This window comes from Micromonospora sp. NPDC051227 (assembly GCF_044455385.1).
Classification (GTDB): domain Bacteria; phylum Actinomycetota; class Actinomycetes; order Mycobacteriales; family Micromonosporaceae; genus Micromonospora.
In genome coordinates this window covers 364,743-378,753 of sequence record NZ_JBITET010000002.1, presented here as the reverse complement: position 1 = coordinate 378,753, position 14,011 = coordinate 364,743, and the positions used below count along the sequence as shown (strand labels likewise).

Below are 14,011 nucleotides of genomic sequence, written 5' to 3'. Positions count from 1 at the left end.
TCGATGGCCGGCCGGCAATGCGTCGGTCGGGTCAGGGGCGACCCATGCCCCGGTACTCCCAGCCGGCCTGGGCCCACAGCGCCGGGTCGAGGCAGTTGCGACCGTCGACGACCTTGCGGCCCTTGACCAACTCGCCGAGGGCGACCGGATCAGCGTTGCGGAAGTCGGCCCACTCGGTGAGGACGCAGACCAGGTCGGCCTCGTTGACCGCCTCGTTGATGCTGTTCTCGTAGGTCAACTCGGGAACCGCGCGGCGGGCGTTCTCGGTGCCCTGCGGGTCGTACACGTGCACGTCGGCGCCGGCCTTGTGCAGCAGCGCGGCGACGGCGAGCGCCGGAGCGTCGCGGACGTCGTCGGTGTTGGGCTTGAAGGTGGCACCGAGCACGGCGATCCGGGTGCCGGAGAAGTCCGGGCCGGCCGGGCCGGAGCGGCGGCCGAGCAGGTCCGCGGCGAGCTGGAGCACCCGGGTACGCCGGCGCAGGTTGATCAGGTCGACCTCGTGAAGGAAACGCAGCGCCTCGCCGGCGCCCAGCTCCTGGGCGCGGGCCTGGAAGGCCCGGATGTCCTTGGGCAGGCAGGCGCCTCCGAAGCCGAGGCCGGCCTGGAGGAACCGGTTGCCGATCCGCGGGTCGTAGCCGATCGCGCGGGCCAGCTGGGTGACGTCGCCACCGGAGGCCTCGCAGACCTCGGCCATCGCGTTGATGAAGGAGATCTTGGTGGCCAGGAAGGCGTTCGCGGCGACCTTGACCAACTCGGCGGTGGAGAAGTCGGTGACCACCAGGGGCACCTCGCGGTCCTCCGTGGCGGCCAGGTCGAACACGCCCTTGTGCGCGGCGTAGAGCATGCCGTTGGCCCACTCGCTCTTGACGCCGACCACGATCCGGTTGGGCCGCAGGACGTCGTCGACGGCGAAGCCCTCCTGGAGGAACTCGGGGCTCCAGGCCACCTCGACGTCCAGGTCGTTCGGGGTGTGCTTGCCGACGAGCTGCTCGACCCACTCGGCGGTGCCGACCGGCACGGTGGACTTGCCGACGATCAACGCCTTGCGGGTCAGGTGCTGCGCGAGGCTGGTGACCGACGCCTCGACGTACGACAGGTCTGCGCCCATGCCGTCGGCCCGCTGCGGGGTGCCGACGCAGATGAAGTGCACGTCACCGAACTCGGCGGTCTCGGCGATGTCAGTGCTGAACCGGAGGCGGCCGGCGGCGAGGTTGCGCCGGAGCAGCTCGTCCAGGCCGGGCTCGTGGATGGGCACCTGACCGGCGTTCAGCATCGCGATCTTGTCGGCGTCGACGTCGAACCCGAGAACCTCGTAGCCCAGTTCGGCGTAGCAGATGGCGTACGTCGCACCGAGGTAACCAGTCCCTAGGAACGTCACCCGCGGCCGGGGTGCGCCCGAGGGCGGGATCACCGCGGCGATGGCGGGGGTCGGCTGGATGGTGGGGTAGGGGATCGTCACGCCTGTCTTCTCCGCTCGCGCTGGCGTCGCGTCGTCGCGTCGCATTCTGCTGCGGCGCCTGGGCGGGGCACCGGAGGGTGGCTCACTGTCTCAATCTCCATCATCGCTGAGCGCGTTAGGTGCACCGTCCTGCCCATACCTACGCGCCGGTAACATCACCTGAACTGCAGTCGCTAGTCTTCAGTCTGCGCCGTCGGCGGTCAGGAGTCGTCACAGACTGCGCATGATAGTGGTGAAGGGGAGGGCCGAGATGGCCGCAGGGGAGTCGTTCGACGTCTACCGGTTGCCAGAGGAGCACCAGGCGATCCGGGAAGCCGTGCGGGAGGTCTGCGCCGCGAAGGTGGCTCCGCACGCCGCGGAGGCCGACGAGACGGGGGAGTTCCCCAAGGCGTCCTACGACGCGCTGCGAGCCGCCGACTTCCACGCACCGCACATTCCCGAGGAGTACGGCGGCGCGGGCGCGGACGCGCTGGCCACCGCCATCGTGATCGAGGAGGTGGCCCGCGCCTGCGCATCCTCCTCGCTGATCCCGGCGGTGAACAAGCTCGGCACCATGCCGCTGTTGTTGTCCGGTTCCGCCGATCTCAAGAACCGTTACCTGACGCCGGTCGCGGCCGGTGGCGCGATGTTCTCGTACTGCCTCTCCGAACCGGAGGCCGGCAGTGACGCGGCGTCGATGACCACCAGGGCCGTACGTGACGGGGATCACTGGGTGCTCAACGGTGTGAAGCGCTGGATCACCAACGCCGGGGTGTCCGAGTCCTACACCGTCTTCGCCGTGACCGACCCGTCCGCCCGGTCCCGGGGCATCTCGGCCTTCGTGGTCGAGAAGTCCGATGTCGGGGTGAGCTTCGGCGCGCCGGAGAAGAAGCTGGGCATCAAGGGCTCGCCCACCCGCGAGGTCTACCTCGACAACGTGCGGATCCCGGCCGACCGGATGATCGGCGCGGAGGGCACCGGCTTCGCGACCGCGATGAAGACCCTGGACCACACCCGGGTCACCATCGCCGCGCAGGCCGTCGGGATCGCGCAGGGTGCGCTCGACTACGCGAAGGGGTACGTGGCCGAGCGTCGCCAGTTCGGCAGGGCGGTCGCCGAGTTCCAGGGGATCCAGTTCATGCTGGCCGACATGGGCATGAAGCTCGAGGCGGCCCGGCAGCTCACGTACGCTGCCGCCGGCAAGTCGGAGCGTGGCGACGCGGATCTCACCTACTTCGGCGCGGCGGCGAAGTGCTTCGCCTCCGACGCCGCCATGGAGATCACCACCGACGCGGTGCAGTTGCTCGGTGGTTACGGCTACACGCGGGACTACCCGGTCGAGCGGATGATGCGGGACGCCAAGATCACCCAGATCTACGAGGGCACCAACCAGGTGCAGCGGATCGTGATGGCTCGGCAGCTATTGCAGGGCTGACCGAGGTGTTTCCGAACGCCGTGGCACAAGCGTCCGGTGCCGGCAATCGCCGGTGCCGGCGCACGGCATCCCGGCGCCCGGGTAAAGGCGGGGCCGCGACGGACCGGGCCTGATTCGGCGCGCGCGCACACTGATCTTCGTCGATGGCCCCGGCGCGCGCGTCCGCCCGAATTCGGGTGTCGATGGCCTGCTGGGTGCCCGGCGTGCGGGTGCCTTCGGGTACGCCGGGCGCCTACCCCCCCGCGCCACGCACGCGTGGTGGCGGGCCCGTGCGGCGAAGGGGTCCCGCGCTCGACGCGACTCTCGGCCTGACCGGATCCGGCAATCGGGCGCAATCGTCGGTCGGCCCGCGCGTCGGCTTGTCGGCCCGGATGGTCGACGGCTTCGCGGGAGCTGAGATCCGGCGACGGTAGCGCTCTCTGTCGTGCCTCGCATTGGGCACGTTAACAACCATTACATTGACTGTTGTCCAACCATTCGGATGCTCGGCCAATGGATGATCGGTCGTTCTTTCCGTCTGTCGTGTGAAACTCATCTCTGTGTCGGATTCTGACCACGAGTTCCGCGATGAATGATTCTCCCCGTCCGGGAAAGTGATTTTTCCGACGCGCCGCGTCCAGGCTGGACGGTGGCGTCGTCGTCGATCGGTCCGCATGCCACACGGAGTGGGCAGCAATGCCCGTGTCCTGCGCAGATGCGTTGCGGCAACGCATTTCGGGCCGATTCCGGTCGTCTCGCCCGACCGCCCGCAGCCCCGCCCGACGGAGCGCCAGCGGGCCTGGCGGCGTGCCCGGTCGACCAACCACCTGCGGAGTATTTGTCATAAATACGTCCCGGTTGGCATGGTGGACATCAGCGGCAGGCAAGGGTCTTGACACGCTCCGTGTCTGGTGGTTTTCTGTGCCTCGCTTGCGTTTACATTCATGAACGCTGTTGGGTCGCAAACTTCGGGGGGGAGCGCGACGTGGGTTCAGCGTGGCTTGCCAGAATCTGCTTTACATCGACCGGGTTGCGTCCGCAAAGGGCCCTCGGCTCCGGGTCGGATAGCCGATTAACGTGCAGGTGGCCGGCCGTGGCCGTGGTGGAATCCGATAGCGAGACACGCGGCGTTGAAACCCCGCACGTCCTCTGAGCGACGCATAGCAAAAGTCTCCGCAAACGACAGTTGACGACGCCCGACCTGGGGACGCGCGTCCCGACTTCGACGCTGGCAGGTCTGACCGCCGTGGTCCCTGCCTGGCCGCCGTGCCGGTTCAGCGCTTCCCCGTCGGGTCCTGGGACCAGGCGCAGAGTGAGGAAGACGTGAACATTCTCGACAACCCCGACGGATGCTTCTTCGTAGTGGTGAACGACGAGGGGCAGCACTCGCTGTGGCCCGAGTCGCTCAGCCTGCCGGCCGGGTGGACGGTGACCCACGGGCCCGCCGACCGCGCGTCCTGCCTGGACCACGTCACCACCGAGTGGACGGACATGCGGCCGCGCAGCCTCGTGACGCACCTGGAGAGCGCCGCTCGGGAGGTGGCCTGATGACCACCGACGCGAGTGCCAGCCGCCCCGCGCCGCACGGCGCGGGGCTCTCGCCCGGCCGGTCACGCCTCGACTCGATGTCGCCCTCGAAGCGGGCCCTGTTCGAGAAGCGTCTCGGCGGCCGGCGCCCCCGGCCGGCCGAGGCGCTCGCCCGGGTGCCGCGCGGTGGCGACCTGCCCGTCTCCCCGGCACAGCGCCGGCTGTGGTTCATGGACCAGCTCGTCCCCGGCTCGGCGATGTTCAACGTGCCGACCGCCCTACGCCTGACCGGCGCACTCCGGCTCGACGTGCTCACCGACGCGGTGCGCGCCCTCGTCGACAGGCACGAGGCGCTGCGGACCGTGTTCGCGGCGAACGAGGGCGACCCGGTGCAGCGCATCCTGCCCGACATCGAGGTGGACCTCACCCCGCGCCCACTGCCCGTCGACGACGCGGCGGTGCTGGCCGCCGTACGCGACGAGGCGAGTCGTCCGTTCTCCCTCTCCGACGGGCCACTGGCTCGCGCCGCGCTGTTCCGGCAGACCCCCACCGCGCACGTGCTGGTGCTGACCCTGCACCACAGCATCTGCGACGGTTGGTCGGTCAGCCTGCTCATCGATGAGCTGCTGGAGCTGTACCGCGCCGGAGCACAGGACCGGGCTCCCACGCTCGCGCCCCTCACCGTGCAGTACGCGGACTACGCCGCCTGGGAGAGCCGTCCCGATCGGGCCGCCGAGCTGGCCGAGGGCCTCGACTACTGGAAGCGCGCACTGGCGGGCGCGGTACCCGTCATCGACCTGCCGTTGGACCGTCCCCGCCCGCCCGTGCAGTCCTTCCGGGGCGAGCGGCACCGCTTCGCCCTGCCCGACGGCCTGTGGCAGGCGGTGACCCGCCTGGCCCAGGATGAGCGGGCCACCCCGTTCATGGTGCTGCTCGCCGGGTTCGCCGCGCTGATGTCGCGGTACGCGGCCCAGGACGAGGTCTCGGTGGTGACCCCGGTGGCGAACCGCCCCCGGGTCGAGCTGGAGACGATGGTCGGCTCCTTCGTCAACTCGATCGTCGTACGGGTCGACACCTCCGGCGCGCCCACCTTCCGGGCCCTGGTGGGACGGGTCCGCGATCTCGTGCAGCAGGGCATGACGCACGGCGAGGTGCCCTTCGACACGGTGGTGGAGGCGGTCGACCCGGAGCGCGACCTCGGCCACACGCCCCTCGCGCAGGTGATGTTCGCCCTCGTCGAGGACCAGGCGTTGGAGGCCGAGGCGGCGGGGTTGCGGGTCACGGCCGTCGAACACCACCTGCCGATCAGCAAGCACGACCTGACGGTCGAGGTGTGGCCGGACGCCGACGGCCGGCTGCGGGGGGTGGCCGAGTACGCGACCGACATCCTCGACGAGCGCACCGTGGCGCGGATGGCCGCTCACCTCGGCGTTCTGCTGGTCGGTCTGACCGCCGCGCCGGACGCCCCGGTCGGGTTGGCCCGCCTTCTGTCCGATGAGGAGACCCGGGCGGCGGTCGTGGACGGCAACCGCACCGAGGACCCGCTCCTCGGTGATGTGCGCGCGCACGAGCTGTTCGCTCGGCAGGCCGCCCGTACCCCTGACGCGCCCGCGCTCCTGGTCGGCGACCTGACTGTCACGTTCGGAGAGCTGGACCGCCGGGCCGACGCCCTCGCCGCGCGGCTGCGCCGGCACGGGGTGGGACCGGAGACCCGCGTCGGCCTCTTCCTGGACCGTGGTGTCGACCTCGTCACGGCCGTGCTGGCCACCCTGCGGGCCGGCGGCGCGTACGTGCCGCTGGACGTGGGCGAGCCCGCCGAGCGGGTGCGGTTCATGCTCACCGACGCCGAGGTGCGGGTGGTCGTCACCAGCGCGGGCCGGGTCGCGGACCTACCGGACACCGACGTGTCGGTGCTGCTGCCCGACGGCGACGAGGACGCCACCACCGACCTGCCGCCGCTGCCGCGTCCGCACCCGGACAGCGCCTGCTACGTCATCTACACCTCGGGCTCGACGGGGCGACCGAAGGGTGTGGTGGTCACCCACCGCGGCCTGACCAACTACCTGGCGTGGAGCCTGCGGGCGTACCGGGTGGCCGAGGGCGGGGGCGCGCCACTGGTCTCGCCGTTGCGGTTCGACCTGTCGGTGACGACGCTGTTCTGTCCGCTGCTGGCCGGGCGTCCGGTGGTACTCGTCGCCGACGGCACCGAGCTGGAGACCCTCACCGAGCTGCTTGGCAGCGACCTGGACCTCGGGCTGGTCAAGCTCACCCCGGCCCACCTGGAGGCGCTGGACCGGGCCGTTCCGAGCCGGACCATCGCTGCGGACGGCTATCTGATCGTCGGTGGCGAGTCGCTGCACGGCGCCACCGCCGCCGCCTGGCGACGCCGGGCTCCGGGCCTGCGCATCGTCAACGAGTACGGGCCCACCGAGACCGTCGTCGGCTGCTGCGTGCACGAGGTGCACGACGGCACCGACCTGTCCGGTGTGGTGCCGATCGGTCGTCCGATCGCCAACACGCGGCTCTACGTGCTGGACGGCAACCTGCTGCCGGTGCCACCCGGCACGGTCGGTGAGCTGTATGTGGCGGGTGCTGGTGTGGCCCGTGGCTACCACGGTCGGCCGGACCTGACCGCCGGGCGCTTCCTGCCCGACCCGTTCGCCCCGACGCCGGGGGAGCGCATGTACCGCACCGGCGACCTCGTCCGGGTGCGACCCGACGGTGAGCTCGACTGCCTGGGCCGGATCGACACCCAGGTGAAGATCCGGGGGTACCGGGTCGAGTTGGCGGAGATCGAGGCCACCCTGACCCGGCTGCCGCAGGTCCGCGAAGCGGTGGTCCTGCTGCGAACCGACCGGCCTGGTGAGGAGCGGTTGGTCGCGTACGTCACAGCGGCCGGGGACTCCGTGGCCCACGACCCGCGTGACGCGCTGCGCGTGGAACTGCCGGACTACATGGTGCCGGAGGTCGTCGTCACGCTCGACGCGCTGCCGTTGGCCGCCAACGGCAAGGTGGACCGGGCGGCCCTGCCCGCGCCCACGGCGGCCGAGCCGGCGCCCACCCTGGCCGCTCCGGAGAGCCGGCTGGAGGAGGCCATCGCCGAGGTCTGGGCCGACGTGCTGGGGCGGCCGGTCGAGTCGATCGGGCGGGACGCGAATTTCCTCGACCTGGGTGGGCACTCCCTGCTCGCGGTCCGGGCCATGGCCCGGCTGCGCAAGAAGCTCGACATCGAGCTGCCGCTGGCGGTGTTCCTGGAGTCCACCTCGCTGGCCGACCTGGGGGCCCGGATCGAGGCGCTCGGCGGGCGGGCCCCCCGGCCCGGTCTCGTCGCCGTCCCGAGGACCGGCCCGGTGCCGTTGTCGCACGCGCAAGGACGCCTGTACTTCCTCAACCGGCTCGCCGAGGACAGCGCGTTCTACAACGTGCCCCTCGCGCTGCGCTTCGACGGTGACCTGCGCGCGGATGCGCTGCGGGTGGCCTTCGGCGCGCTGTGGGCCCGGCACGAGGGGCTGCGCACCCGGTTCCCGTCCGTGGACGGCGAGCCGGTGCAGGAGTTTTTGCCCGTCGACGCCGTGGCGTACGCCGAGGTGGACGTGCGGGGCGACGCCGACCCGGAGGGTCGGCTGGCCGCCCTCTTCGACGCCGAGGGGCGCACTCCGTTCGACCTGGCCGCCGGGCCGCTGCTGCGCGGCACCCTGGTGCGGGTACGCCCCGACTCGCACGTGCTGCTGCTGACGCTGCACCACACCGTCTCCGACGGCTGGTCCCTGAACATCGTGTTGAACGACCTGGTGACGCTCTACCGGGAGATCGCCCAGGGGCGGCCGTCGTCGTTGCCCGAGCTGACACACACCTATGTGGACTACACGTTCTGGCAGCGGTCCTGGCTGACCGGCGCCGAGCTGGACGACCAGCTCGACTGGTGGAAGCGGCAGCTCGACGGCGTACCCACGCTGGACCTGCCGACCGATCGGCCGCGACCGGCGGTGCAGACCTTCCGCGGAGCGCGCCACGACATCAGCTGGTCGGCCGAGCGATCCCGGGCGGTGGCCGACCTGGCCCGGCGGGAGAAGGTCTCCCTGTTCATGGCGTTGCTGGCCGGCTTCGACGTGCTCATGGCCCAGCTCAGTGGCCAACGGGACATCACCGTCGGTACGCCCGTCGCCAACCGCACCAGCACCGAGTTGGAGAAGCTCGTCGGGTTCTTCGCCAACACCCTGGCGCTGCGGGTCGACCTCTCCGGCGACCCCACCTTCCGCGAGGTGCTGCGGCGGGTCCGCAGCACGGCGCACGGCGCGTACGCCCACCAGGACGTCCCCTTCGAGATGGTCGTCGACGCGGTGGCGCCCACCCGCAGCCTCAGCCACTCACCGCTGTTCCAGGTGCGCTTCGCGTTGCAGAACGCCCCGGGCGGCCTGCCCGACCCGGGCCCCGGCCTCACCCTCACGTCGATCGACAACGAGCAGTGCACCGCCCGCTTCGACCTGCTGATCGACCTGTGGGAGAACGGGGACGGAATCGAGGGGCACGCCGAGTACAGCACCGACCTGTTCGACGCGGGCACCGTCGAGGCGATGATGAGCCGCCTCGGGGTGCTGATGGACCGGTTGGTCGGTGACCCCGACCAGCGCGTCTTCGACGTGGATCCCCTCCTGCCGGGCGAGCGGGAGCGTCTCGACGCGCTCGCGCACGGTCCGGCGCTGCCGGTTGGCGCCGCGCACCGCACGCTCACCGCCCGGGTGGGCGAGCAGGCGCGACGCCGACCCGACGCTCCGGCGGTCACCAGCGGCGAGACGACCCTCTCCTACGGCGATCTGCACCGCCGCAGCGGTGACCTGGCCCGGGTGCTCGCCGAACGCGGCGCGGGCCCGGGAACGACGATCGCCCTGCACCTCGACCGGGGCGTCGACGTCGTCGTGGCGGCGTTGGCGGTCCTGGAGACGGGTGCCGCGTACGTGCCGCTGGACCCCGCGTACCCCGCGCAGCGGTTGGCCGCGATCGTGGCGGACGCCCGACCGACGATGACGCTCACCACGCGCGACCTGGCGGGTCGTACGCCCCAGGGCGTGGGCGAGGTGGTGACGATCGAGGACCTGCCGGCCCCGGTGGGCCCCCGGCCGACACCGGCGCTGCGACCGGAGCACCCAGCCTACGTGGTCTACACCTCCGGCACCAAGGGGCTCCCCAAGGGTGTGGTGGTGACCCACGGCGGGCTGTCCGCGTACCTGGAGGGGCTGCCGGCCGCGCTGGCCCTGCCCGACGAGCCGGTGTTCCTGCACACCGCGTCGTTCGCGTTCTCGTCGTCGGTGCGGCAGTTCGCCGTTCCGCTGGCGCTGGGCGGCCACGTGGTCGTCGCCGGGCGCGCGCACCTGGCCGACCCGTTGGCGCTGCTCACCTTCGTCACCGCGCACGGCGTGCAGGTGCTGGACCTGGTGCCGTCGTACCTGCGGGTCCTGCTGCCGGCGCTCACCTCGCCCGGCGGGTGGCGGCCACGGGTGGTGCTCACCGCCAGCGAGCCGCTGCGCTACGAACTTCCCGAGGCCATCCGCAACGCGCCGGGGACCGCGCCCCGGCTGGTCAACATGTACGGCCAGACCGAGACGACGGGCATCGTCGCCGTGGCGGAGGTCCGCATCGACCGGGCGGGCCGCGAGGCGGTGGTGCCGCTCGGTCGGCCGATCCCGGGCGCACGGCTGTACGTACTCGACGAGAGGCTGCGGCCGGTGCCGACCGGCCTGCCCGGCGAGATCGTCGTCGGTGGCGCGGGCCTGGCCCGCGGCTACCTGGGGGACGCCGCGTTGACCGCCGAGCGGTTCGTGCCCGATCCGCTGGGCGCGCCGGGCGACCGGCTCTACCGCACCGGTGACCGGGGGCGGCTGCTGCCGGACGGCACCGTGGAGTTCCTGGGCCGGATCGGCGACCAGGTCAAGATCCGGGGTCACCGGGTCGAGCCGGACGAGGTCGCCTCGGCGCTGTCCGCCCTGGACGGCGTGGGCGAGTGCGTGGTGCTCTGCGACGACGACGGGGCGGACGACCGGCGGCTGGTGGCCCACGTGGCGCTGCGGCCGGGTGCCGCGCTCTCCACCGACGACCTACGCGCGGCGCTGCGGGAGCGGCTGCCGGATTACATGGTGCCGACGGTGGCGCTCGTCGACCGCCTGCCCCGGCTGCCCAACGGAAAGGTGGACCGGGCCGCGTTGACGGCACCGACCCCCACCGTGGCTCCGGCCACCGCCGCTGCCACCGCCACCGCGCAGACCCGGCGTGGACCGGTGGAGGGGATCCTGACCGGGATCTGGCGGGAGGTGCTGCGGGTGCCGTCGGTGGGTCCGGAGGACAACTTCTTCGCCCTGGGTGGGGACTCGCTGCACGTGATCCGGGTGGTGGACCGGGCCCGTAAGGCGGGTGTGGTGATCACGCCCGCGCAGTTCATCGCGTACCCGACCATCGCCGCGCTCGCCTCGGTCGCGACCGACGCGCAGACGCCGGCCGACAAGGCGCGGGAGGTCCTGGCCGGGATCTGGCGGGAGGTGCTGCGGGTGCCGTCGGTGGGTCCGGAGGACAACTTCTTCGCCCTGGGTGGGGACTCGCTGCACGTGATCCGGGTAGTGGACCGGGCCCGTAAGGCGGGTGTGGTGATCACCCCCGCGCAGTTCATCGCGCACCCCACCATCGCCGGCCTCGCGTCCGTGGCCGGTGGGTCGACGACCGCCGGTGCGGGTGGTGACGGAAGCCGGCGTACGGACCCCGGTGTGGTGCCGCTCGTCGCGTCGCACGTGGCCTTCGCCGAGCGGAACTTCGCCGACCCGCACAAGTACACGCACATCTTCATGTTCGAGGCGATGCGGTCACTCGACCCGGCGCTGCTGGAGCGGGCCGTCGCGGCGGTGATCACCCATCACGACTCGCTGCGGATCAGCTTCCCCCGGGCCGGGGGCCGGTTGTCGGTCCGGGTCAACGAGCCGTACCAGCCCACGCCGTTCACCAGCGTGGACCTGTCCGGCCTCGACCCGGCGGACCAGGAGGTCGCCTTCCGGCGCCTCGATCGCACCCTGCACCGCAAGCTCGACATCGAGAACGGGCCGCTGCTCCAGGTCGCCCTGGTCCGCTTCGGGGCCGACCGTCCCGAGCTGCTCGTGGTGATCGTCCACCACCAGTTGATGGACAACAGCTCCTGGGACGTCCTGATGGCAGATCTCCAGACCGCGTACCAGGCGGTGGAGGCCGGCGAGGAGCCGCGCCTGCCGCTGCCGACGGCGTCGTTCGCCGAATGGTCCCGCAACCTGGACGCGCTCGCCCGTGGCACGGAGTTGACCGAGGACATCGCGTACTGGACGGCGCTGGCCAAGGAACCTGTCCCGACCTGGCCGCTGGACCACCCCGACGGAGACGACTGCATGTCGTCGGAGGAGACGGTGGTGGTCGGGCTCGACGCGGAGGAGACCGCCGCGCTGCGCCGGCTGGTGCCGCAGGAGTACGGCCTGAGCGTCAACGACGCGCTGCTGGCCGCCACCCTCCAGGGCTTCACCGACTGGTCCGGTCAGTCGTCGATCCTGGTCGACCTCGTCGCCCGGGGTCGGGAGATGGGCGGTCAGGACCTCGACCTGTCCCGTGCCATCGGCCGGTTCTCGATGACCTCACCCCGGCTCGTCCGCCGACCCGAGAAGCCCGGCCCGAGGGCGCTGCTGGAGTCGGTCCGCGAGCAGATCGAGGCGGTGCCCCGGCGCGGCCTCGCCTTCGGCCTGCTGCGCTACCTCGGCGGGCATCCGGAGGTGGCGGACGCGCTCGCCCCGCTCGGCAAACCGGACATCCTGCTCAACAACTGGGGCGAGTTCGCCCATGAGCCCGAGGAGTCGCCGCTGCTCGGGCCGGCCATGGACGACTTCTGGCCGATGCCGAAGCTGCAACGCATGCACCGGCTCCAGGTGTTCGCGCGGTTCGCCGACGGTGAGCTCAGCCTGCACCTGAAGTACAGCAGCAACCTCAACGAGCGGAAGAGCATCGAGCGGCTCGCCGCCCTGACCCTGGCCGCCCTCCGGTCGTTCGTCCGGCCGGACGTCGACTGACCCGGACCACGACCCGACGTACGCGGAAGGACCTCCGACATGGACCACGTGAAAGAGAGCTGCCTGTTCCCGGAGCGCAACCGGGTGGCCTGCATCGAGGCCACCTCGCCCGGCATCTCGCCGGCGGAATGGGCCACCGAGCACCTCGACCTGATCAACGACCGACTGGACAGCCACGGCGCTGTCCTGCTGCGCGGGTTCGACGCCCCGGACGCGCCGGCCTTCTCCGCCTTCGTCAAGGTCTTCGGCGAGGAGATGGCCGAGTACACCTACCGGTCCACGCCGCGCAGCAAGGTCGGCGACGTGTACACCTCGACCGAGTACCCGGCCAGCGAGGTCATCCCGCTGCACAACGAGATGGCGTACACCAGCGTGTGGCCCCGGCGGTTGTTCTTCTACTCGAACATCCCGGCCCAGACCGGCGGGGAGACCCCGCTCGCCGACAGCCACGCCGTCTGGCAGCGCATCCCCGCCGAGGTGCGCGAGCGCTTCGAGCGGCACGGTGTGCGGTACGTGCGCAACTACCGGGTCGGTCTCGGGGTGTCCTGGCAGGAGACGTTCCCCGGGATGGACCGGGAGGCCGTGCAGGAGTTCTGCCGCGAGCGGGGCATCACCTACGAGTGGTTCGACGATGGCGCGCTGCGGACCACCGAGACCTGCCAGGCCGTCACCGTGCACCCGGTGTCCGGGCGGACGGTCTGGATGAACCAGGCCCACCTGTTCCACGTCTCCAACCTGCCCGAGGCCACCCGGGAGGCGCTGCTGGAACTGCTGGCCGAGGAGGACCTGCCGCGTAACGCGTACCTCGGCGACGGCAGCCCGATCACCGACGCCGACCTCGCGGCCATCCGCGCCGCGTTCGACGCGGAGTCCCTGGCCTTCCCCTGGCAGCAGGGTGACCTGCTGGTCGTCGACAACATGGCGATGGCGCACGGCCGGTCCAGCTTCACCGGGCCGCGCAAGACGTTGGTGGCGATGACCGGGTCGTACGGCAGTCGGGAGGCGGCGTGAGCGGGCTCGCCGAGAAGATCGCCTTCCTGGAGTCGCACGGGGTGGCCGAGTTGGCGCACTCGGAGGCCAACCTGCTGGCGCACCTGCGCGGCGTGCACGACCTGCTGGCCCAGTGGGGGTCGCGGCAGGAGCTGTGCGACGCGGGGTTGTTCCACTCGGTGTACGGCACGGAGATCTTCCCGACCGGCGCGATCCCGCACGAGCTGCGGCCCGCCGTGCGGGAGCTGATCGGTGCGGAGGCGGAGACGCTGGCGTACCTGTTCGGCACCGTCACCCGCAGCGCCCTCTTCGACGCCGCCTTCGACGGCCCGCCGTTCCTGCTCGAGGACCGCTCAGGCGGTTGCGTCGGTGTCAGCGCCGGCCAGTACGCCGACCTCGCCGCCCTGACGGTGGCGAACTGGCTGGAGCAACGTCCCCGGTTCGCCGAGTCCAGCAGGTTCAGCCGCGCCCGCGAGTTCGACGCCATGCGCCGCTATCTGCCGGACAGTGTCCGTACCGCCCTGGAGCGCGCCTACGGGTTCGCTCCGCTCGCCCTCGCTGGAAACGAGTAGACGC

At 71.5% G+C, this 14,011-nt stretch carries 6 protein-coding genes; 5 read left to right on the top strand and 1 reads right to left on the bottom strand.

The window, feature by feature from the left end; translation table 11 throughout:
• Positions 1 to 31 precede the first annotated feature (31 nt).
• Positions 32 to 1,459 carry a UDP-glucose/GDP-mannose dehydrogenase family protein gene (locus tag ACIA47_RS05840; RefSeq protein ID WP_203121818.1) on the bottom strand — a complete coding sequence of 476 codons (1,428 nt, stop codon included), beginning with the start codon at positions 1,457 to 1,459 and terminating at the stop codon, positions 32 to 34.
• 250 nt (positions 1,460 to 1,709) lie between these two features.
• On the opposite strand from ACIA47_RS05840, the gene ACIA47_RS05835 reads away from it, so the two are divergent.
• From ACIA47_RS05835 to ACIA47_RS05815, 5 genes are all read left to right on the top strand, one after another.
• Positions 1,710 to 2,873 (top strand): acyl-CoA dehydrogenase family protein, encoded by a 1,164-nt coding sequence (locus tag ACIA47_RS05835; RefSeq protein ID WP_396705836.1) that lies wholly within the window; start codon positions 1,710 to 1,712, stop codon positions 2,871 to 2,873.
• Positions 2,874 to 4,175: 1,302 nt separating this feature from the next.
• On the top strand, positions 4,176 to 4,400 hold the full coding sequence (locus ACIA47_RS05830) for an MbtH family NRPS accessory protein (RefSeq protein WP_112582509.1): 225 nt from the start codon (positions 4,176 to 4,178) through the stop codon (positions 4,398 to 4,400).
• Positions 4,400 to 12,445, top strand: coding sequence for an amino acid adenylation domain-containing protein (locus tag ACIA47_RS05825; protein WP_396705834.1), 8,046 nt, complete (start codon positions 4,400 to 4,402; stop codon positions 12,443 to 12,445). The genes ACIA47_RS05830 and ACIA47_RS05825 overlap by 1 nt, the downstream gene beginning before the upstream one ends.
• A 39-nt stretch (positions 12,446 to 12,484) precedes the next feature.
• Positions 12,485 to 13,456, top strand: coding sequence for a TauD/TfdA family dioxygenase (locus ACIA47_RS05820; RefSeq protein WP_112582444.1), 972 nt, complete (start codon positions 12,485 to 12,487; stop codon positions 13,454 to 13,456).
• Positions 13,453 to 14,007: a DUF6817 domain-containing protein gene (locus ACIA47_RS05815; RefSeq protein WP_203121813.1), complete on the top strand. Its 555-nt coding sequence runs from the start codon at positions 13,453 to 13,455 to the stop codon at positions 14,005 to 14,007. The genes ACIA47_RS05820 and ACIA47_RS05815 overlap by 4 nt, the downstream gene beginning before the upstream one ends.
• Positions 14,008 to 14,011 lie beyond the last annotated feature (4 nt).